Here is a 20,695-nt window from a genome sequence, read left to right as displayed (position 1 = left end):
TCGTTCAACTCCGCGAAGCGGATGATCCAGCTTCCTCCTGCCGAGGTCAGGTTGGGCATGTTGATGGTCATGGAGTAGAAGCGCTTGGGCCCGAACACGGAACTTTCCACGCTGCCCGCTGCCGGTCGCCTGGTATTGGTGGGTGGCGCCGTTTCCCGCACCACATTGGGCGGCAGCGCGGGGACACGCGCCGCTGCCAGCAGACGATCGCCGGTGCCGTTGTCGCCGCGCGCCTTGCCGGAGCCTCCACTGCCCGGGTCGCCACCGGCATTTCCGGTCCGGCTGCTATCGCCGGCCACCACGGCGACCGGCCCGGTTACCGCCGGTCCGCCGCCGATGAACACGCCGGAGGGATTGGCGCCCGTGCCACTTCCCGGGCCGCCGGCCTCACCGGTGCCGGTACCACCGGGGCCGCTGCCCCCGCCGGCGATCTCCGGCGTGCCGGGATTATCCGGGCTGCCTTCTGGCGTGGCGGCGAAGATGCCGCGGCGGCTGCCCGGAGGTATCTCCACCGGTCCCCCCACGGTGGAGGGCGTGAGGCCCAGGGCGATGAACTGACCGGCGGCGCGGCCTCCGCCGCCCATCCCTTGTGTGGAGGGTGGCGGAGCATTCCCGCCCTCGGTTTCGCCGCTGGAGGCGCGCTGTTCAGGGACCGGCAGAGAGGGAATGGGTAGGGCGGAATCGGAGGGAGCAATGTTCAGTTCTCCGACCTTGCGCCGCAAAGCTTCCGGGGATAGTGGCGCACCGATCACCGCCGGCGCGGGCATCTTGGGCAACGCCGCCGCGTCCCGGCGGCGCACCTCAGGCGCCGGCGCTACTACGGTCGGCGCCAGCCAAGGGAGCGTCAATTGCGAGGTCGGGCGCGCAGTGGCTGCGATGGGCGCCGCGGAAGGCACCGGAGTCCACACGACGACGTTGGGAATCTTCGCGTCCTCGCGAAGCAGCTTGGGCGCGGCCGGATTCACGATGGTCTGGGTGGAATTGTCCGGCATGGACGGGATGGAGATGAGGGGCTGGCGCGCGTATTTTGGACGTCCCTTGCGCGCCACCTTGGCGCGGGCGCTGCCGGTGGAGAGCGAAGGCAGATACTCCGAAACCTCATAGTAGGTTAGCGTCCGATTGCCGGTGGCTGGCGGCGGCTGGGGTCGCATGCTCCACAGCTTTGGAAAGGACAATATGGCTGTGATGACGAACAAGTGGTAGAGGAACGACTGCCGCAGGCTGCGATACGGCGGCCGGGTCGAGACGAAAACATCCGGCCAGAACAAGGCGGGCCGGGAAGTGAGCCGAAGCGGCGCTTCGCGCCGGGGGAGCAGCATGTCCCTGAGGTTGCGCCAAAAAACCTTGCTCCAGGGCTCCAATTCCACCAGGAGCGTGGGTGCGGGCAGGGAAGATGGAGCGACCGGAAGCGTGCCCTGTTCGATGATCGTAGCTGGGCCCTTCTGCATGGACTGCGGAAATCGGCGATACGACGCCGAATACCGAGGATTATACCGAGCCTCACCCGGCCCCGTGGGGCCCAAAAACAGCTTCGCTGGGACGGGAAACGCGTTTCGCAACAGGCGGTCAGCGAAGCTGTGTCAGCCTGAATCAGCCAAACCATGGTCTAATGACATTGGAGCCCGGTGACTCTCCATGAGATTCCGATTGATTCTGGCTTTGTTGGTCGCAGCAGCGCTGTCGTTTGGGCAAGAGGCCCCGCAGCCGAAAGGCACGCAGAACTCGCAGGCCGCAGCTGTGCCTGCCGCACCTGCCGAGGACATATCCGGCGCCTATTCCTTCCTCGAGGACGGGGAGTATCTGCAACTCAACATCCAGGAAGACAAGGTGACCGGCTACGTTTCGCGCTTCAATGAGGAGCCGGGCGGCCCCAAGACCTTTCTCGATCAGTTGTTCGACAAGGCGTCGCTCGATGGCGACAAGCTGAAGTTCACTACGCGCAAGGTGCACGGCATCTGGTTCGAGTTTGAGGGCAAAGTTACCAAGGCCGCGAACAAGAAGCGCTCCGACGAGGGCTACTTTCTTCTGAGAGGCACCCTGACGAAATTCACCACCGATGCCAACGGCAAGCCGTCAGGCAAGTTTCGCGCAGTGGAATTCAAGTCGTTCGAACCCGAAGGCGAGCCCATGACCGAGCCCACGACGCCTTCTGTCCCGAAAAAGAACCAGGCAGGATAGTGGTCCCGAAATCGGCCACAAATTGAACTGAATCTGCGACATAGCACCAAAGTGCTATGCCAGGGCTTTTGGCCTTGACACCGACCTGTTTGCGACCTAGGTTTGCAGGTAGACGGGTGTATTCGGGTGGCCACGGCTCTCCGTCCGCCGGACGGTGAGTTCTGCTTACAACTCCCCCGGGCTCTGTGGTTGCTTCCCGAAGCTGTGAAGGGAGCATGATCGGCTCAACCTTCGGCGGTTATCGCATTGAGGACCGCATCGGTGGTGGCGGCATGGGTGTGGTGTACCGCGCCCACGATGTGAACCTGGACCGGCCGGTCGCCATCAAGACCTTGCTGGCGCCGGACGAGCCGGACCCGACCGGCGAAGCCCGCTTCCTGCGCGAGGCCCGCGCCGCTTCCCGCCTGCAGCATCCCTCCATCATGACCATCCACCAGTTCGGCGTGGAAGGCCGCACGCGCTACATCGTGATGGAGTACGTGGAAGGCCGCACCCTGAAGAAGCTGATGGACGGCCATCCGCTGGAGGTGGGGCAGTTGCTGGAGATCGCCGTGCAAGTGGCCGAAGGCCTGGTCACGGCGCACGAACACGGCGTGATTCATCGCGACATGAAGGCGGAGAACATCATGATCACGCCGCGCGGCCAGGTGAAGATCCTGGATTTCGGGCTGGCCAAACTGCGCGACCTGGACCCTGTCGGCGAGCCCAGCGAGCACCGCTCCTCGTTCGAGACTACGGGTGGAACATTGTTGGGCACGGTGAGCCACATGTCGCCGGAGCAGGCGCTGGCCATCGAGATCGATTCGCGCACCGACATCTTCTCCTTCGGCGTGGTGCTCTACGAGATGGCGACCGGGCGTATTCCATTCTCCGGTCCCACGCCGCAGTCCACACTGGCCCGCATCCTCAGCCAGGAAGCGCCGCCGATCCTTAAGCTCAACCCGGATTTTCCGCCGGAGCTCGAGCGGCTGATACGGCATTGTCTGCAGAAGGACCGTACGTGCCGGCCGACGGCAAAAGAGGTAAGAAACAAGCTGAAGAACATCCAAGCCTCGCTGAGCGCCGACAAGCTGACCGCATCGGCCATCCGGCCGGCGCTGGAGATGGTGGCGCAGAAGGCCAGCCAGCCTGCGTACGTGCCGATGGCGCCGCCGGTGGCGCCCCGCGCTGAGGCCGCCGTCCGGCCGTTGTACCGAGCGGTCCGCGGGTTGCGCATCGCGCTCTCGGCAGGATTGCTGTTGTGGCCGCTGGCCTTCGTTGCGTACTTCTTCGTCAGCGGCGGCTTGGTGCGTCCCGAGGTCATCGCGGACACCTGGTTCCTAGCACTGCTGCAGAACGTGGCCATGCCGCCGCTGGGGCTGGCGCACAGTCTCATCGCGGTGGATCTGCAATCCGGCCAGTGGGATTTCATGCTGCTGCTGCTGGCTGCCATGGCGCTGGCACTGCGTGCCCTCTTCTTGATACCGGCTCGGCGCGTCGAGGCCAAGCTGGAAGCCCGCCTGCGCGGACGTCCGGTTCCCCGTTCCTGAAAACCATCGCGAATCAGCCTTCGGCCCTGAGAGCAAACGGGCCGGCGCGTGGCCGGCCCAGGGTCTGATGCGTCTTGAGATTCTTACGCGGCGCGCTTGAGCAGCTTGCGCGGCTTGGGAGCTCGCAGCTTGATGCCGTAGATGCGCGCCAGGGTTTGCCGGGTGCGCTGGTCGGGGAACTCGGCGTGGCAGACCACGTCGTCCATGGAGACCACGCCCAGCAGCCACTCCTTCTTGTCCACCACCGGGATGCGGCGCACGCGGTTCTGGGCCATTAGTTCCATGGCCTTGTCCACGGTGTCCTCGGGGTGGCAGCGGATGAGCTTGCGGGTCATGAAGTTTTCCATGGTAGCGCGGTTGGGATCCAGGCCCTTGGCCAGCACACGCAGGCACAGGTCGCGGTCCGTGATGGCGCCCAGCAGCCGGGGCTCCGCGATCCTTTCGATGATCGGCAGAAAGCCCACATCATGCTTGAGCATCAGCTTGGCGGCGTCTTTGGCGGTGTCGGTAGGCAGGCAGTAGAACGGCTTGGGGATCATCAGTTGCTGGATGAGCATAGACACTCTCCTTCCAGGCTCGCCTGCGTTCATCCCACTCCCCTCGACGGTGCGTCGCAGTGACTACGGTCACTCCGGAGAGTGACGCGGAGACATCTCCCGCACTGCGAGGGAGCCACAGCCGCCGTGCTAGAATTCGGCCTCCCCAACGCTCTGCTGCTGCGATGTCGTTCCGCGCCCGCATCTCGATCTTGCTTGGCACCACGCTGGCAGTGGGTGCCGGCCTGTTCCTGCTGCCGCGCATTCCGCAGGATCCGGCGTACCACCGCTTTGCCGACACGCGCGGCTGGCTGGGTGTGCCCAACTTCCTAAACGTGGTTTCGAACCTCCCCTTCCTCCTGGTCGGAGTCGCGGGGCTGAGATTCACTCTGGAGAAGGAAAGCCGAGACCATTTCGTCGCTCCCCAGGAGCGATGGCCCTGGACAGCCTTCTACCTCGGCATCGCTCTGACCTGCTTCGGTTCGGCCTACTACCATTCCGCGCCCGCCAACGCCCCACTGGTGTGGGATCGCCTGCCTATGGCGGTGGGATTCATGGGCGTGCTGGCGGCGATTATCGCTGAGCGTATAGACCTGAGCGCCGGGTTGATCGCCCTGCCGGTACTGATGGCGGTGGGGTTGTTCAGCGTGCTGCAGTGGTATGCCGGTGAGTTGCGGGGTGAGGGCGACCTGCGGCTCTACGTCATGGTGCAGTTCTACACTTTGCTGGTCGTGCCACTGATCATGGCGCTCTTCCCGCCGCGCTACACCCATGGCGCCGACCTGCTTGCAGCGGTAGGAATCTACGTCGTGGCCAAGCTCTTGGAAGTGTCGGATGGTTTCATCTTCCGTCTAGGCCACGTGGTCAGCGGGCACACGCTGAAGCACCTGATCGCGCCGCTGGCGGGATACTGGATTCTGCGCATGCTTGCGCGGCGGCAGCCGGTGGCAGTAGCGTGAGTGTCAGTTAGCCGTCCGGTTGGTTCGACGAACGAGTGGACCGCGAGGTCGGTGCACATGCACAGAGCGCGCAGCGCCGCGCGTCCCGGGTAATCTTGCGATTCAAGAGCGCTCGCCCGCAAAAGTAGGCGGCGGTGCGCAACGGCGCCTGACGCCCCTTGCGACCGGCTACGGGCGCTCCCCCCTCGCCCGGCCGTGAACCGTCGTCCTTTGTTCTCATCGGCGTTGCTCAGCTCCACGCTCAGCCGCCGATCTCGTACCGTATCCTGTCCCGATCCCTTGTAATGTAGCACCCGAACGCGGAGTTGGGGGCTGGCAGCCAACTTCAACCTCCTGACCACGCTACTCCAAGAGGCCGTAACCCACGCAGACCACAGGAGCTCTGGAATAAGATCGGCCGATTCGTCTGTATTAGACTTGAGCTCGTGGCAGTGCCTCTCCGTATTGGACGTTATGCCATCAAGCGAAGCCTCGGGCGTGGAGGCATGGGAAGGGTCTATGAGGGCTGGGATTCGGAACTAAGCAGAAGGATTGCGATCAAGGTACTGCCCGAAGGCGATATCCACGGCCCCGAGCGTCTGCAGCGTCTTAGGCGTGAGGCCAGAGCTCTGGCGGCGTTGAACCACCCCAACATCGTAACCATCTACTCGGTCGAGAAACAGGACGGCACTCCCTTCCTGACCATGGAACTGGTGGAAGGACAGAGCCTTGACCGGATGATTCCGGAAGGAGGCTTGCCCGTCGGCGAACTCTTCCAGATTGCGGAGTCACTGATGGACGCGGTGGCCGCCGCCCACGACCGAGGCTTGATCCATCGGGACCTCAAGCCCTCCAATATCATGCGCACCGGAGATGGGCGCATCAAGGTCCTCGACTTCGGGCTGGCCAAGTTCATGGACCTCGAGGAGGCGGACGCCGATCAGGCTACCGCAACCGACGTACTTACCGGCGACCGTGTCATCTTGGGAACGTTGCCTTACATGTCGCCGGAACAGGTCTCAGCGGCGCCCGTGGACCATCGAACCGACATCTTCTCGTTGGGGATCATCCTTTACGAAATGGCTACTGGCAAGCGCCCCTTTTCAGGTTCCTCCTCTGCGGCACTACTATCATCGATCCTCGGTACCACACCAGCGGACGTTTCCGAAGTGCGGCCGGACCTTCCGCCGGGTTTCGATCGGGTGGTCGCGCGCTGCCTGGCGAAAGCGCCCCGTGACCGGGTGCAATCCGCGCGAGAACTCCATGCAGACCTCCTGCACTTGCGTGACGAATCTGGGCCGGCCGCGGGCGCAACTGGTGGCAACTCTGATCCGGGCCGGCGAACACCCGTTGACGCTTCCATAGCGGTGCTCCCCTTCGCCAGCCTGAGCCTTGAGCAGGGCGATGAGTTTTTCGCAGACGGCATTTCTGAAGAGATCATCAACGCTCTAGCCCGCCTACCCGAACTCAAGGTCGCTGCCCGCACCTCGGCTTTCTCGTTCAAGGGACAGAATGAGGATTTGCGGAACATTGGCAAGAAGCTTGGAGTGAACACCGTACTGGAGGGAAGCGTCCGGCGGTCCGGAGCACGGCTAAGGATTACGGCGCAGCTGGTGGACGTGGCCACCGGCTATCACATCTGGTCTGAGCGTTACGACCGAGAAATGCTGGACGTCTTCGAGATCCAGGACGACATCGCCCGCAGCATAGCCTCCCGGCTCACGACAACACTGAGGGTAGGCGCCGGATCCTCCCTCACCAAACGGGGCACGTCCAACCTCGAGGCCTTTCGGCTCTGTGCACAGGGGCGTGGACTGCTCGAAGGCCGCTCACCGGAACGGATGCGCCGCGCGATGGGATACTTTGAACGCGCTTTGGAGCAGGACGCAAACTACGCTCTCGCCTGGAGCGGTCTTGCCGAGGCCATCGGGGTACTTGTGCTCTATCGTCTAGAACCTCCAGGGAATCTTCTTGGTAAGGCGGAAGCTTCTATCCGCCGCGCTATGGAGCTCGATGCGGATCTAGCCGAAGCTCACGGTTCACTGGCGCTGTTGCACGAATTTCGCAAGCAGGGTCCGGCAGCCATACAGGCGCTTAAGCGAGCGGTTGAGATTCGGCCGGGCTACGCAAATGCCCATAGCTGGCTCGCCTGGCAATATCTTCTCCTTGGGGCGGCGAAGCGCTCGCTGGATCACGCAAGGCAGGGAGTGGAGTTTGATCCCCTCTCGCCGGAGGCTGTCAGCAATTTGTCCCTGGCCTACTTGGCAAGCGGCTATTTTCAGGAAGCCCTGCAGGAGGCTCAGCGCACGCGCTCTATCCAGCCGGGCTTTTCGACTGGCGCGTTCTACGAGGCGCTGGCCCTTTGGCATTTGGGACGATTCGCGGAAACGGAACCGATCCTGCGAGATCTCTCAGTTTCGTGGGCTGGCTTGGGTGCACAGAACGCCTTGGCGCTTGCCTATGCTGCCGGTGGAAAGAACGACCAGGCCCGAACCTTGTTGGCGCAGCTTGCTGAAGCCAACGAGCATGCGTCGGTTGGCGCAATCCATGCGGCCTTGGGGGAAAAGGAAGAGGCATTCGAGGCCTTTGAGCGGGAGAAGCACTGGAACTATTGGCCGACTCTGTTCATCCGACACCTGTTTCCTGACGTTCTCGGATCGCTTCGGAGCGATTCCCGCTACCGAGATATCCTCCGTGAAGTTGATCGAGTTTGGGGAATCAGTCCGGATGGCGTTCCATTCGACGACTCCGCAGGTATGGACTGACAAAAAAGCGGGAATGGTCGGCCCTAGCAGACGATTTTAAAACTCTGGTGGCCGAAGGCTTGCCCTTGCCTACGTGTGCCGAGGCTGCTCGGTGCGAAATCGAGTCCGAGCGCCCTTTTCGGCACGCTTTAGGTTCACCTGGTGCTGTCGGCGTAGATAATAAAACTAGTGCGTAGGATGCCCTGAGCCAAATAACGACGCGCGGAGATGGTGACCTCGGAAGGCAGGACAACAAAGCGGCCCAGAGTCTTCAGGCGGTTCACCAGGTGGACATCGCGGCGCAGATTGTCGGGCCGGAGGGACGCGTGATCGGCTTGGACATGTAATCGCGCCTCCATCTGGGACCAGGGCATCCTCGGCCTCGAGTAAAACGGCAGCCGCCCGCAGCCTGGCTGAAGAATCAAGAATGGGGACAGGTCGGGTCAAGGCAGTCCTACTTTCCGACACCCAGGGCCCGGTCGAGATTGAAAGCGGCACTGATCAAGGCCAGGTGTGTGAAAGCCTGCGGAAAATTCCCCAGCGCTTCTCCGTACGGTCCGGTCTCTTCCGCATACAGGCCCAGATGGTTTGCGTAGCCCAGCATTTTCTCGAAGATGAGCCGGGCCTCATCGAGGCGGCTGCGGTCGGTACGGCCGGCACGCGTCAAAGCCTCGACCAGCCAGAAGGTGCAGATGTTGAAAGTGCCCTCATCACCTTTGAGGCCGTCAAGCGTTTCCTTAACGTTGTAGCGATAGACGAGACTGTTGGAAACTAGCCCGCGCCTCGCCGGTGATCGGCAGATTGCATCCAGCGTCTTGAGCATCCGCGGATCGGTGGGAGCCATGAAAAATACTAGTGGCATCAGCAATGCCGAGGCATCGAGAGAATCACTACCGTAGGCTTGAACGAAGGCATTGCGTTGCGAGCTCCAGCCCTTCAACAGAATGTCGGCGTAGAGCCGGTCACGGGCTTCCAGCCAGCGGTCGCGGTCGGCAGGGAAGGAGCGCTTTTCCGCCAGGCGCAGGCCGCGGTCGAGGGCCACCCAGCACATTAGCTTGGAATAGACGAAGTGCTGCGCACCTCCGCGGACCTCCCACACTCCTTCATCCTTCCGCTGCCAGTTGTCGACGACCCAGTTCAGCATGCGGCGGGTATGCGACCACAGATCGTAGGCGATAGGATCGCCATACTTGTTGAAGAGATAGACAGCGTCCATGAGTTCGCCGTAGATGTCGAGTTGTAGCTGTCCGTGGGCGCCGTTGCCGATGCGCACTGGCGCAGAGCCCCTATAGCCCTCGAGGTGGCTGAGGGTCTCTTCGGTAAGGGTGTGGCGACCATCAATTCCATACATAATCTGCAAGGATCCGTCGGGCTCCAGTTCACCCAGCCTTGCTTCGAGCCACTGCATGAAGCGCGCGGCCTCCTGAGTGAAGCCGATGCGTAGAAAAGCGTACAGCGTGAAGGCGGCGTCGCGAATCCAGGTGTAGCGATAGTCCCAGTTGCGCTCGCCTCCCACGGCTTCGGGCAGGCTGCAAGTAGGCGCGGCCACGATCGCGCCTGTGGGCTCGAAGGTGAGGAGCTTCAGTGCAAGTGCCGAACGCTCCACCATTTCGCGCCATCGGCCGCGATACTGGCAGCGGGCGAGCCAACTGCGCCAGAAGTCCACAGTGCGGCGAAATAGGTCGGTGGCTTCACTTTCGGACAGTGTCAGGCCGCAGGCAGCTCCCGCCGGAATCTCCTGCAACACGAAAATGGCAGTCTGCCCTTCCTCCAGAACGAACTCGGCGGTAACACCTTCGTTGTCCCGCTGCAGCGGCACATCGGTGGTCAGGCTCAGCCGGAGTGAGGGCGACGTGAAGCAGGCCCCTTCGTCGCTGACTTCCAAAGTGTGCCGGTCCCGGGCATAGTTAAAAGCCGGACTGCATTCCAACTGGAATCGGAACGACCCCCGCACTACGCTCACCCGCCGGATCAGATGATGGCGTCCCTTGTCCTTGTACTCAATCGGAAACTCCACAGGCATGTAGTCAGTGATTTCGCCGACGCCGTCGGGTGAGAAAAATCGAGTCAGCAAGATGTTGGTGCCCGGCCAGTAAAGCTGCTTGTTGGTTACATCTTTCTCAGTCGGCGCGATGCGGAACCGCCCTCCCTTCCTGTCGTCCAGAATGGCAGCAAAAACGCTCGGTGAGTCAAAATGAGGAAAACAGAGCCAGTCAATCGAACCGTTCATGCCCACTAGGGCCACGGTGTGCATGTCGCCGATGATCCCGTAGTTCTCGATTGGTTGGTACGTCATCGTTCTCCTTTCGCCCCATGCCGCAGTTGTTTCGACTATACGTGGCGCGAGCCGAGGTCCACCGGCTTCTAGGCCCAGCCACGCCGAACAGATGTTCATTTCCTAGCGCGGGCCGCGTTTGATTTTGCCGAAGTGTTTCTCGATGCATCCGGAATTAGATAACAGCTGACAGCACCATCGGTACCAGCGACCTGCGGCCTTGGCGGACTTCAACCATGGTCGGGGCGAGAGGATTTGAACCTCCGACCCCCTGCGCCCAAGGCAGGTGCGCTACCAGGCTGCGCTACGCCCCGACGATTCGATTGTAGCCCAAGCTGTTTCAGCGGCGCCCGCCGAGTTCGCGGCCAAGCTACCCACCCCGCACCCACCTCACCAGCAGCACCAGCAGTACCAACGGCAGCGCGGCCAGCGCCAACACTGCCGCCAGCAGGCCGATGAGGAACAAGGTGTCTCGCAGCGTCTGTCGGCGCCGCTGGGCGCCGCCGTATTTCTGCAGGAGCGCGAAGTTCCGCCGGTTGGACTTCCAGGCGACGTCGAAGATGTCGCCCAGCAGCGGAACGCTGCCCAGCACGGAGTCGATGGCCACATTGGACATCATGCGGGCGATGGCTACCCCAGGCAGCCCGCGCTCCCAGGCAGCGTGCAGCAGCAGCGCCGAGACCAGGCCGGTGAGCATGTCGCCGAGGCCGGGCAGCAGGCCCACCAAAGGGTCGAGCCCGAAGCGGATCTCTGTTCCCGGAATACGGAACAGGTCGTCCATCAGGGCCGCGAGAAAGTCGAGCTGCTCGTCCTCGAGAGTGCGCGAGCGGCGCGGCTCGGCCCCGGGCGGAATGATCTCCGGCTCGGCGCGGATGGTCATGCCGCCAGCATAGCGCACCGCGGCCACGATGCCGGCCAAGATGCTGCCTTCCCGCGCCTCCATTGCGGGCTTATAATCGTTCTCCGGTATGCAGCCGCTGCATTATGCGGTGGTGGCTTACGTACGGAACTCCGTCGGACGTTTCGTCGAAGAGCTGCGCCGCGAGGTCTACCCCGAACACAGCCATTCTCCCGCCCACGTCAGCATCCTGCCGCCCCGTCTCATCACCGGCAGTGAAGCCGCCGCCCTGGGAACGCTGGAGGAACTGTGTTCCACGTTTCAGCCCTTCGATATCGTCCTGGGCGACGTGGACACCTTCGTCCCCATCACTCCCACGGTGCACATCCAGGTGAAGGAGGGAGCCGAGCAGATGCGGCGCCTGCACGACCACCTGAATCGGGGCAGCCTGGAGTTCCTGGAGCCGTGGGCCTACCGTCCGCACCTGACCGTCGTCAAACTGGCCGCGGACGCCGAGGCGCAGGCCGCGGAGGCGCTCTCCCGTGAGCGCTGGAGCCGCTATCGCGGCCCCCGCACCATCCGCCTGGACGAGCTGACGTTTGTGCGTGAAGGTCCGCACAACCGCTGGGTCGATCTGGCCCCGGTGCACCTGGGCAGGCAACTCACGCGTCCGCGCTAAGCGGGTCGAGTTGGGCAGCGGCGTTTTCGGTGCCCCTGCCTAACGCTTGTGTTTTCAGTCAGCTAGCGACCTGCGAAACCGCCGCTACCCGGCGAGCCGGCTTCTCCCCATTGGTCCATGGCCTTTCCTCATCTTGTTGCGGGATGGCACCCAGCGTACACAGGTAGGAGCACAGGCGGCCTGCGGGCCGCCAGTCGGGGAAAAGCAAGCCTCCTCCCCTTAGTTAACAGAGGCTGGTGGGCGAATGCGCACACGGGCCCCGAAAGGATCCTGCAATGCATATCGGAGTGTACGGCACCGGCTATCTGGGCACGGTGGTCTCGGCCTGCCTGGCCGACTTTGGGCTTCCAGTCACCTGCTACGACCGCGACGAGATCCGCATCGCCCGTCTGCAGCAGGGCCAGTTGCCCTTCTGCGAGAAAAACCTGACGGACATGGTTCGCCGCAACGTGCGCGTGGGTCGGCTCACCTATACCACCGAGCTGGCGCACTTCACCAGCCGGGCGGACGTCTTCTACCTGGCTCCGGACTCAAGCCGGCAGATCGACGAAGCGGCGGAGGAAATCTCCGCCAACGCCCGTCCCCGTTCCGTCGTGGTGATTGCCACGCCCGTGCCGGTGGGCACGGCCGTGCGTATTGAGCAACGGCTGCAGGAAACCAAGCAAGACCTGCAGGTCGTTGCTCAACCCATGTTCCTCACGGACGGTTGCGCCGTGGAGGACTTCAACTGGCCGGACCGCATCGTACTGGGTACCGGGTCGAACGAAGCCGTGTTCACGCTCAAGCAGATCTACCGCCCGCTGATCATGCGCGGCGTGCCGGTGATCGTTACCAGTCCGTCGACCGCCGAGTTGGTGCGCGAAGCTGCGACCGCGTACCTGGCCACCAAGGTCGCCTTCATCAACGAGATTGCATCGCTGTGCGAAGGCGTGCAGGCCGACGCGGTCGACCTTGCCCTGGCCCTGGGTTTGGATCGCAAGATCGCGCCCCGCTGCCTGCAGCCGGGCACGGCGTTCGGCGGCCCCTTCGTGGAGACGCAGATGGATTCGCTGGCGCAGCTCGCGGTGCGCCACGGCCAGGCTCTGAAGGTGCTGGCGGCCGCCCGCGAGGTGAACGCCACCATCTCCGACCGCATGGCGGACAAGATCACGACGCTGCTGCACAGCGTCCCGGGCAAGGAAGTGGGCATCCTCGGCCTGGCATTCAAGCCGCATACCAACTCTGTGGCCCAGTCCTCGGCCGTGCAGTTGGCGCGGCGGCTGACCGCGCGGGGCGCGCACGTTCGCGCCTACGATCCGGTAGCCATGTCTGAAGCGCGCCAGGAACTGAACGGCACGGTGAAGTACTGTGAGACGCCGTACGCCGCCGCCGAAGGTTCCGACGCCCTGGTGGTTGGGACCGGCTGGCCGGAGTTCCGCGACCTCGATTTCGACCGCATCAAGCGCACGCTGAAGCGGCCGCTCATCGTGGACACCAAGAACCTGCTCGACGCGACGCGACTGCGCGCCATGGGCTTCGAATACGTCGGCGTGGGCCGCTCCTAGCTTCTGTCTCTCTCCTCCTGAACAACAAGCGGACGGCTGCCGGGCCGTCCGCTTGGCCTTTTCCGCCGAAACTGTCCCCAATCACGCTTGCTATAATTGAGTGGTTGCGGTGGGTGTAGCTCAATTGGTAGAGCACCGGACTGTGGCTCCGGACGTTGTGGGTTCAAGCCCCATCACCCACCCCAAGTGACGTCCTTCGAACCCGCATCCAACTTCCCAAGGCCGGGTCCAGCCTTGAACACGCGCTGAGTAACCCAGTCACGAAGCCTTCCGGGGAGGCCGGAGTGACAACTGTCGGCGGCACGCGCGGCAGGCGCTTTGCGATTGCAGTCGTCGCCGGTCTCGGCCTGGTGGCCATCATCCTGGCCGGCTCGGCGCTTCGCAGGCATTGGGTCATGCCGTTTGCGAAGCAGCGCGTGGTGGCGATGGTGCAAGAACGGTTCGAAGGCGAAGTCGAGATTCGACAGCTCGAGATCTCCGGCCTCCTGTTTCTCCGAATCGCCGGCCAAGAGCTCACCCTGCGAAGTCCTGAGCGTAGAGACGTGCCTCCCCTCTTCCACGTGAGAGCGTTTACTGTCGAAACCAGCCTATGGGGGCTGCTGAGGAAGCCGCCACACGTCAACCGAGTCCAGGTGGAGGGGCTGAAAATTACCGTACCACCACCCGTCCCGTCGACCCGAAGCTCCCTCGGAAGGAAGCTCGCGGCCTACCGGATCGTGGTGGGGGAAATCGTTTCCGACGATGCGCAACTGATCATTCTGCCGAAGCGAGAGGGAAGACTACCCGTCGTGTTCGATATTCACCACCTGGTGCTGCGGTCCTCCGGATCCGACCGTGCGATGTCTTTCCGCGCCAGCCTCACCAACCCGAAGCCGCTGGGCGAAATCGATGCAACCGGCCACTTCGGCCCCTGGGTGGCAGAGGAGCCGAGCCTGACTCCGGTCTCCGGCGACTATAGTTTCCGCGACGCCGACCTCAACACCATCCGTGGCATCGGCGGGATTCTTTCCTCTCGCGGGACGTTCGAAGGCATTCTCGGACGCTTGGCAGTGGAGGGCGAGACGGACACCCCCGATTTCAGCGTCGACATTGCCGGCAATCCCATTCCGTTGCACACCCGTTTCAGCGCGGTGGTGGACGGCACAAGCGGTGACACGTTCCTGGATCCGGTAGAGGCACGCCTCGGGAACTCCACCATCATCGCCCGTGGAGGGGTGGCACGAACGGTGGACCCGAAGGGGCGTGTGGTCGCGTTGGATGTCAACGTGCCCGAAGGGAGGATCGAAGACCTGTTGCGCCTGGCGGTGAAGGACACTGCCCCTCCCATGACCGGTCCGGTGCGCCTCCAGACGACGTTCCTACTGCCGCCGGGAAACGAAAGAATCGCACAGCGCCTTGATTTGCGTGGCGATTTTCACCTCGCCAGCGCCCGCTTCACCAAGCTGAGCGTTCGGAAGAAACTGGGAACGTTGAGCGCACGCGGCCGGGGCAAGACTGAAACGGAGGGCTCGGAGGTCGCCTCGGACCTGGCGGGCCGCTTTCAGTTGAGGAACGGAAGGCTGTCGCTTTCGCGGCTCACTTTCAAAGTACCGGGTGCGACGGTCCGTCTTCAAGGGCACTATGACCTGCTGCCTGGTACCTTGGATCTTCGTGGAACGCTCGCCCTGGAGGCGAAGTTGTCCGAGACCACCACGGGCGTAAAGTCGTTCATGCTCAAAGCGATCGATCCGTGGTTTGCCCGCAAAGGTGCCGGCACCCTGTTGCCGATCCAGGTCAGCGGGACGGCGAAAGAGCCGCAATTCGGCGTCGATGTCGGGAAGGCGTTGAGGCGAGCGGACTAGCGGCTACAATGTCGCCTCCGATGACCCGGCCCCTGGAGCGGATGGCGGCGTGGCTCACCGAGCGTCGCGTGCGCAGGCACGCGGCGCTGCTGGGGCTGTGCCTGTGGCTGGTCTACGGTATCAGCTTGTGGACGCCGGGGATGCGCGATCGCTCGGGCATCGTCAAGGGCGCTGACTTCCTGCACTTCTATACGCTGGGATCGCTGGCCAACCAGGGCCGCGCCGCCGACCTCTACGACGCCTACGCGCAGAAGGCTGAGTCGGAGCGGTTGGTGCCGGATTCCAAGGGCTTCTTCTTCCAGCCGGTGCATGGACCGCAGATGGCGCTGCTGTTCGCTCCGCTGGCGCGCCTGCCCTATCCCGCCGCCGCCGTGCTGTGGATGGCCATTAGCGCCGCCCTTTATGGTGCGTGCTGCCACGTCGTATGGCGACGCTGCCCGGAGCTCGGGCGACACCGCGGAACTGTCCTCTTGCTGGTGTTTGCCTCACCCGCGTTCTTCAACCTGATCGCCCACGGACAAACCTCGGCCCTGGCGCTGGCCTGCTTCACGCTGGCCTACCTGGCGCTGGAGGCGAAGCGCCCGCTGCTGGCCGGACTGGCCATCGGCATGCTGATCTACAAACCGCAACTCGGTCTGGCTGCGGCGGTCGTATTTGTCGTCACTGGCCAATGGAAGGTGGTGCTGGGTGCGGTGGCGGGAGCGGCGGCGCAACTGGCGTCGGGCTGGGCTGCTTGGGGATCGAGCGTGATGGAGCAGTACTGGCGGACGCTATGGAGGCTGGGCGAGATGTCCTCCGTGCTCGAGCCCAAGCTCTATCAGATGCACTCGCTGCGGGCGTTCTGGAGCCTGCTGGTGCCTTGGGACGGCCCGGCTCTCTGGCTCTACCTTGCCACCGCGGGGGTGGTCCTGACGGGAACGGTATGGTTCTGGAGGACGAAATCCCCGATGCCGTTACGTTACTCCGGGCTTCTCCTGGCTACGGTGCTGGTGGCTCCACACCTGACCGTGTACGACCTGGTGATCCTGGCGCCCGCGATGCTCCTACCGGGGAATTGGGCGCTGGCGAATCCAGCGCACCGCTGGTCTCCAGCGATGCGGGTGTTGCTCTATCTTTCGTATGCGCTGCCTTTGCTGGGCGTGGTGACCCAGGTGACGCACGTACAGCTCTCCGTGGTGGCGTTCGCGGCGATGGCGTGGGTGGTAGCTCAGCTGGTGGTGGAAGAGCACAAGCGGGCCGCAATCAGCAGCTAGAGCCGGACTGCGGGGTCAATCCATCGCGCACGAGCCCGGCCCGCGGGGGTCGCCACAAGTGCCGCAGGGAGCAGCGGCGGGACGGGAACGGGCGTGCGTCTTGCTCGCTCCCACGGAGAACACGGAGAGTTGCTGCTCCAGGCCTACGCTGTGGCAGGACGGGCACTCCGGCTTCTGCGCACCATACACCACGGCTTCGAAGCGCTGGCGGCATTGCTTGCACACGTACTCGAAGATGGGCACGATCAGACCTCAGCAAGAACATAGCATTGGCGGCGCGCGGTTCGCAACGCGCCGGTAGAATGAAACCCCAGACGATGCCCCCCGCCTTCGCTCCCAGCCACCCCTTTCATCCACGACTTGGCCTTGCGGGGCCGCACCGGCAGACCATCGCGGCGACCTTCTTGCCGCGACGATACCGGCTGCCGCCTCCTGAGGAGCGGCGGTTCAAAGTGGAGGAGGGCTCGGAGGTCTTATGCCATTGCCACTGGCAGGCGGACCGGCATGCGGCCCTGACCGTGGTGCTGGTGCACGGCCTGGAGGGATCGAGCGACTCGCAGTACGTTCTGGGCACGGCGGCCAAGGCGTGGGCCGCGGGCATGAACGTGGTGCGAATGAACCAGCGCAACTGCGGCGGTTCCGAGCGGCTGACGCCCACGCTCTACCACTCCGGGCTCTCGGGCGACATGGGCGCCGTCGCACGGGCGCTGATTGCCGAGGGCCTGCTGCGCCTCGCGCTGGTCGGATTCTCCATGGGCGGCAACCTGGTGACGAAGCTCGCGGGCGAGTGGGGAGACGGCGCTCCTCCGGAGGTGCTCGCGTTCGCTGCCGTATCTCCGTCCATGGACCTGGCTGCGGCGGCCGACGCCATTCATCTGCCCGAGAACCGGCTCTACGAGTGGAATTTCCTCCGGGGACTGGAGCGGCGCATCCGTCTGAAGGTGCGCCTGTTCCCGGGCCGCTATGCGCGGGAGAGCCTCCGCTGGATGCGCAGCGTGCGCGAGTTCGACGACCAGGTAACAGCGCGCTACAGTGGCTTCCGTGACGCTGACGACTACTACGAGCGTTCTTCCGCCTCCCGCGTGGTAGACCGCATCGCCCGGCCTACGCTGATCGTTCATTCCGATGACGATCCGTTCATCCCCTTGCTGCCGCTGACCCGCGTGCACATCCGGGCCAATCCCAACATCACCTTCCTGGAAACGCGGCGTGGCGGACACTGTGCGTTCCTGGCGCCGGCGGGGGATTACGACGGCCGCTGGGCGGAGCAGACTGTGGTGGAGTTCCTGAGCGCGCAGTTTTCGTCGGCATCATCCCCTGTCAATTTCCCGGAAAAAGTGCAACCATAAACCCGTGCAAGCCGATGCTTCCGTCGAACTGGGACGCGAGGACGATGTCCTGGAGGTTCCCTGGGCGTCTGCCGACGGACGGGTGCGCTACTACGACCTGAAGCGCCAGCCCGAACTGCTGCTGAATATCGATGAAGCGCACCACCATCGTGAACTGGGTGAGTTCCTGGCCTCCATCAATTCCCCCAACTCGATCCTGGAGACCGCCAAGTGCGACACCTGGCTGAGCAATGAGCTCAGCGAAGAGGAAGCCATCTACGGCGTGGGTTGGAAGTTCGGCTCCTACATTGACCTGATTTTTGCCGACCCCGCGCCGCGGTTCGTTTTCGAGGCCCATGAGGACTTTGCCGACCGCGCCTCGCGGCTGCTGCACCGCGTGCCCGAAATACCGTCGGCGGCAGAGTTCATCGTGCGCCGTTGTTACTATCACGGCGAGCAGCCGGGTGAGCCGCCGCGGGAGGGCTTCTGCATTACTTTCTATCTCTACGGATATGGCGACGATGAGAGCGACGCCCGGCGGCGCTGGGGCATCGCGCTGAAAGTCATCGAAAACGCGCTCCTGCAACTCTCGGCCATGCAGCGCAGGGAGTTGGCGGGCGGGTAGCGCGAGCGGATTTGCGATCAGTCGGTGGTATTCGAGGTCGACTCGGCGCGCGCCAGAACAGTGTTGCGGTCCGGTAACCGGGGCAGGAACTTATCCCGGAGAGCGACGAACTCTTCCCAATCGCTCTTCGCGACCGGTTCGGCCGGCGGCAGTCGCAGTGCTTCGAAGTTGCGGTACTGGCCGTGCTGCGTAATGCGGAAGTCCAGGTGCGGGCCGGTGGCAAGGCCAGTGGCGCCCACCAGGCCGATCACCTGGCCCTGGTGCACGACGGCGCCGCGGCGCACCAGGATGCGCGAGAGATGCAGGTACATGGTTTCGTAACCGTTGGGGTGATGCAAGCGGACGCCATTGCCGCCTCCTCCCATCCATCCTGCCGCGACCACGCGCCCTTCGCCGATGGCTTGTACGGGAGTGCCGCGCGGCGCTCCGTAGTCCGTTCCCAGATGTGGTCGATAGCGCTTGAGAATGGGATGGAAACGGCTGCGGCTGAAGCGTGAGGTCACCGGGGCCGCGAACTTCAGGGGTGACCGAAGGAAAGCCTTCTTCAGCGACTTGCCGTCGGGCGCGTAGTAGGCCGGCTGCCCGGCGGGATCGCGGAACAGCAACGCCTGGTAAGGATTGCCGGTGTTGTTGTATTCCGCCGCCAGGATCTTGCCGTAGCGCCACTCGCCGCGAGCCGTCTTTCGCTCAATGACCACGCTGAAGGTGTCACCCGGCTGGGGATCGGTGTAAAAATCGAGGTCCCAGCCGAAGATGTCGGCCAGCTCGAGGGCCAGCTCCGGCCGCTCTCCGGCATCGAGGACGGCATTGAACAAAGAATCCTGAATCACGCCCGTGACCGTGGTGACTTCGGTGAGAAAGGGAATCTCATCCACCTGGGCGCGGAAGTCGTCGCCCGCGCGCAACACGCGCAGCTCGTGCTCCGGGTCGATGCGGTAGCGCACGGCGCGCACATCGCCCTCGACCGATTCTCCGACCCCCAGCGCGCTCCCGGCGCGCACCCGCCGCAGGTCATAGACCTGGCTGGCGGCGGCCACGATGCCGGCCACGGTGGCGCGCTCCAACCCGGCATCGGCCAGCGTTTCCGCGAACGTACCGCCGCGGGGAACGGCCAGTTCGCGGAACAGGACCAGATGCGCCTGCATCCGCACGGCCTGCTCCTGTGCCAGGCGCACTTCGCGGGCGAACTGTTCGTCAACGCGCTCCAGCTCGCGGAAGCTGTAGGTCAGCGCTCCCGAGCCCAGCAAGGCCAGTGGCAGGACAAGCGAGAAAAATCGTCGGCGCAACACTCCTCCGGCTCTTCCGGTCGTTGGTCTTTCCTTAGCAGGCCGCTCAGGATAACGCAGGCCCAGAGGATCGCCCAAGTGCCTTGTATGGGTCGCTCATTTCATGTGGGACGAAGCGCCCGGAGCTAGGTTGCGAACGGGCTCCTGGCGCCGATGAACTCGACGCCTACCTCGCGACCATCCTGGTAGACGACGTGTACTTCCAGCGTGTGGCTGGTATGGGTCTGCGGCTCGACCACGGTGATGCGCAGTCTGCGCCCGGTGGGAAAATCCGCGACCGCGAGGCCGGCCGCCAGCTCGAACGCCATGCCACCGCCGCCCGCCATCACAACCTTCCCCAGTTCGCGGCCGCTTTCATCGACCGCATACGCGTCTCCGGGAATGGTGTGCCGCTCAAAACGCCGGCGCTCTTTATCGCCCAGGATCTGCCTCCCGACGGCGGTTCATTTTCCCAGCACCATCTTGGCGATGGTCTGTAGCTGCATGTTCGACGTGCCTTCGTAGATCTTGCCGATCTTCGAGTCCCGCCAGTACTTCTCTACCGGGTAGTCCTTGGTGAAGCCGTAGCCGCCATAGATCTCGACCGCCATCGAAGTTACCCGCTCCGCGACCTGGGAAGCGAACAGCTTGGTCATGGCGGCTTCCTTGACGAAGCTCATGCCGGCATCCTTCATGCGGGCGGCGTTGTAGACCATCAGGCGCGCCGCCTCGATGTCGGTAGCCATCTGCGCGAGCTGGAACTGCAGGCCCTGGAATTCGGCGATGGCCTTGCCGAATTGCTGGCGCTCCTGGGCGTACTTCACGGCGTATTCCCAGGCGCCGCGGGCCACGCCCACCATCTGCGCGCCGATGCCGATGCGGCCTTCGTTCAGCGTCTCGATCGCGACCTTATAGCCCAAGCCGATCGGTCCGAGCACGTTGTCGCCCGGAACGGTGCAGCCGTCGAGGATCAGCTCGCAGGTGCTCGAGGCGCGGATCCCGAGCTTGTCCTCGTGGCGCCCGATCGAGAAGCCGGGCGCCGCGCGCTCGACCAGGAAGCAGGTGATGCCGCGATGGCCGGCCGCCGGGTCGACGGTCGCGAACACCAGGAACAGGCCGGCC

18 protein-coding genes and 2 tRNA genes are annotated in these 20,695 nt (G+C 63.8%); 11 read left to right on the top strand and 9 right to left on the bottom strand.

What is annotated here, in order from left to right; translation table 11 throughout:
- The coding region (locus tag VLE48_08615) for a hypothetical protein (GenBank protein HSA93058.1) at positions 1-1,448 on the bottom strand (1,448 nt) is incomplete at its 3' end.
- 187 nt (positions 1,449-1,635) lie between these two features.
- Between VLE48_08615 and VLE48_08610 the strand changes: the two genes are divergently transcribed.
- Together VLE48_08610 and VLE48_08605 are read left to right on the top strand one after the other, a co-directional pair.
- Positions 1,636-2,178, top strand: coding sequence for a hypothetical protein (locus tag VLE48_08610; protein ID HSA93057.1), 543 nt, complete (start codon positions 1,636-1,638; stop codon positions 2,176-2,178).
- A 215-nt stretch (positions 2,179-2,393) separates the two neighbouring features.
- The gene (locus VLE48_08605) at positions 2,394-3,707 is read left to right on the top strand and encodes a serine/threonine-protein kinase (GenBank protein HSA93056.1); all 1,314 of its coding nucleotides are present in this window, start codon (positions 2,394-2,396) and stop codon (positions 3,705-3,707) included.
- 83 nt (positions 3,708-3,790) lie between these two features.
- On the opposite strand, the gene VLE48_08600 is transcribed toward VLE48_08605, so the two are convergent.
- Positions 3,791-4,264, bottom strand: coding sequence for a CBS domain-containing protein (locus VLE48_08600; GenBank protein ID HSA93055.1), 474 nt, complete (start codon positions 4,262-4,264; stop codon positions 3,791-3,793).
- Positions 4,265-4,428: 164 nt separating this feature from the next.
- Between VLE48_08600 and VLE48_08595 the strand changes: the two genes are divergently transcribed.
- The gene (locus tag VLE48_08595) at positions 4,429-5,202 is read left to right on the top strand and encodes a hypothetical protein (GenBank protein HSA93054.1); all 774 of its coding nucleotides are present in this window, start codon (positions 4,429-4,431) and stop codon (positions 5,200-5,202) included.
- Between the two features lie 425 nt (positions 5,203-5,627).
- Complete coding sequence (locus VLE48_08590) at positions 5,628-7,946, top strand: protein kinase (GenBank protein HSA93053.1); 2,319 nt, start codon at positions 5,628-5,630, stop codon at positions 7,944-7,946.
- Positions 7,947-8,379: 433 nt separating this feature from the next.
- Here the strand turns inward: VLE48_08590 and VLE48_08585 are convergent, their stop codons facing one another.
- From VLE48_08585 to VLE48_08575, 3 genes are all read right to left on the bottom strand, one after another.
- Complete coding sequence (locus VLE48_08585; protein HSA93052.1) at positions 8,380-10,221, bottom strand: glycoside hydrolase family 15 protein; 1,842 nt, start codon at positions 10,219-10,221, stop codon at positions 8,380-8,382.
- A 216-nt stretch (positions 10,222-10,437) separates the two neighbouring features.
- Positions 10,438-10,514: transfer RNA gene (locus VLE48_08580), tRNA-Pro, on the bottom strand.
- Positions 10,515-10,570: 56 nt separating this feature from the next.
- Positions 10,571-11,143: a DUF4112 domain-containing protein gene (locus VLE48_08575; GenBank protein ID HSA93051.1), complete on the bottom strand. Its 573-nt coding sequence runs from the start codon at positions 11,141-11,143 to the stop codon at positions 10,571-10,573.
- Between the two features lie 25 nt (positions 11,144-11,168).
- Here VLE48_08575 and VLE48_08570 point away from each other — a divergent pair, with 25 nt between their 5' ends.
- The 5 genes from VLE48_08570 (at position 11,169) to VLE48_08550 (ending at position 16,355) form a co-directional block, all read left to right on the top strand.
- A complete protein-coding gene (locus VLE48_08570; GenBank protein ID HSA93050.1) occupies positions 11,169-11,717 on the top strand; it encodes a 2'-5' RNA ligase family protein in 549 nt (182 codons plus the stop codon).
- 275 nt (positions 11,718-11,992) lie between these two features.
- Positions 11,993-13,261, top strand: coding sequence for a nucleotide sugar dehydrogenase (locus VLE48_08565; protein ID HSA93049.1), 1,269 nt, complete (start codon positions 11,993-11,995; stop codon positions 13,259-13,261).
- 109 nt (positions 13,262-13,370) lie between these two features.
- Positions 13,371-13,446 (top strand) — tRNA-His (locus VLE48_08560).
- Positions 13,447-13,545: 99 nt separating this feature from the next.
- Complete coding sequence (locus VLE48_08555; protein ID HSA93048.1) at positions 13,546-15,102, top strand: AsmA-like C-terminal region-containing protein; 1,557 nt, start codon at positions 13,546-13,548, stop codon at positions 15,100-15,102.
- 20 nt (positions 15,103-15,122) lie between these two features.
- Positions 15,123-16,355: a glycosyltransferase family 87 protein gene (locus VLE48_08550; protein HSA93047.1), complete on the top strand. Its 1,233-nt coding sequence runs from the start codon at positions 15,123-15,125 to the stop codon at positions 16,353-16,355.
- Positions 16,356-16,370: 15 nt separating this feature from the next.
- Here the strand turns inward: VLE48_08550 and VLE48_08545 are convergent, their stop codons facing one another.
- The gene (locus VLE48_08545; GenBank protein HSA93046.1) at positions 16,371-16,598 is read right to left on the bottom strand and encodes an FmdB family zinc ribbon protein; all 228 of its coding nucleotides are present in this window, start codon (positions 16,596-16,598) and stop codon (positions 16,371-16,373) included.
- A gap of 59 nt (positions 16,599-16,657) precedes the next feature.
- On the opposite strand from VLE48_08545, the gene VLE48_08540 reads away from it, so the two are divergent.
- Together VLE48_08540 and VLE48_08535 are read left to right on the top strand one after the other, a co-directional pair.
- Positions 16,658-17,704 carry an alpha/beta fold hydrolase gene (locus VLE48_08540; protein ID HSA93045.1) on the top strand — a complete coding sequence of 349 codons (1,047 nt, stop codon included), beginning with the start codon at positions 16,658-16,660 and terminating at the stop codon, positions 17,702-17,704.
- A 4-nt stretch (positions 17,705-17,708) separates the two neighbouring features.
- A complete protein-coding gene (locus VLE48_08535) occupies positions 17,709-18,308 on the top strand; it encodes a hypothetical protein (GenBank protein HSA93044.1) in 600 nt (199 codons plus the stop codon).
- A 17-nt stretch (positions 18,309-18,325) separates the two neighbouring features.
- Here the strand turns inward: VLE48_08535 and VLE48_08530 are convergent, their stop codons facing one another.
- The 3 genes from VLE48_08530 to VLE48_08520 form a co-directional block, all read right to left on the bottom strand.
- Positions 18,326-19,594, bottom strand: coding sequence for a peptidoglycan DD-metalloendopeptidase family protein (locus VLE48_08530; GenBank protein HSA93043.1), 1,269 nt, complete (start codon positions 19,592-19,594; stop codon positions 18,326-18,328).
- Between the two features lie 125 nt (positions 19,595-19,719).
- Positions 19,720-20,016: a PilZ domain-containing protein gene (locus tag VLE48_08525; GenBank protein HSA93042.1), complete on the bottom strand. Its 297-nt coding sequence runs from the start codon at positions 20,014-20,016 to the stop codon at positions 19,720-19,722.
- Positions 20,017-20,037: 21 nt separating this feature from the next.
- On the bottom strand, positions 20,038-20,695 hold a 658-nt coding region (locus VLE48_08520), incomplete at its 5' end, for an acyl-CoA dehydrogenase family protein (GenBank protein HSA93041.1).

It is taken from the genome of Terriglobales bacterium (genome assembly GCA_035454605.1).
Classification (GTDB): domain Bacteria; phylum Acidobacteriota; class Terriglobia; order Terriglobales; family Acidobacteriaceae; genus DATMAB01.
The sequence above is the reverse complement of the archived record's forward strand: the minus strand, read 5'-3'. Positions and strand labels throughout refer to the sequence as shown.

What these genes read in the sequence shown, in the direction of transcription:
- VLE48_08610 (HSA93057.1), top strand. Translation starts at nt 1,636, where the DNA reads ATGAGATTCCGATTGATTCTGGCTTTGTTGGTCGCAGCAGCGCTGTCG.
- VLE48_08565 (HSA93049.1), top strand. Translation starts at nt 11,993, where the DNA reads ATGCATATCGGAGTGTACGGCACCGGCTATCTGGGCACGGTGGTCTCG.
- VLE48_08550 (HSA93047.1), top strand. Translation starts at nt 15,123, where the DNA reads ATGACCCGGCCCCTGGAGCGGATGGCGGCGTGGCTCACCGAGCGTCGC.
- VLE48_08595 (HSA93054.1), top strand. Translation starts at nt 4,429, where the DNA reads ATGTCGTTCCGCGCCCGCATCTCGATCTTGCTTGGCACCACGCTGGCA.
- VLE48_08540 (HSA93045.1), top strand. Translation starts at nt 16,658, where the DNA reads ATGAAACCCCAGACGATGCCCCCCGCCTTCGCTCCCAGCCACCCCTTT.
- VLE48_08575 (HSA93051.1), bottom strand. Translation starts at nt 11,143, where the DNA reads ATGGAGGCGCGGGAAGGCAGCATCTTGGCCGGCATCGTGGCCGCGGTG.
- VLE48_08585 (HSA93052.1), bottom strand. Translation starts at nt 10,221, where the DNA reads ATGACGTACCAACCAATCGAGAACTACGGGATCATCGGCGACATGCAC.
- VLE48_08605 (HSA93056.1), top strand. Translation starts at nt 2,394, where the DNA reads ATGATCGGCTCAACCTTCGGCGGTTATCGCATTGAGGACCGCATCGGT.
- VLE48_08570 (HSA93050.1), top strand. Translation starts at nt 11,169, where the DNA reads ATGCAGCCGCTGCATTATGCGGTGGTGGCTTACGTACGGAACTCCGTC.
- VLE48_08600 (HSA93055.1), bottom strand. Translation starts at nt 4,264, where the DNA reads ATGCTCATCCAGCAACTGATGATCCCCAAGCCGTTCTACTGCCTGCCT.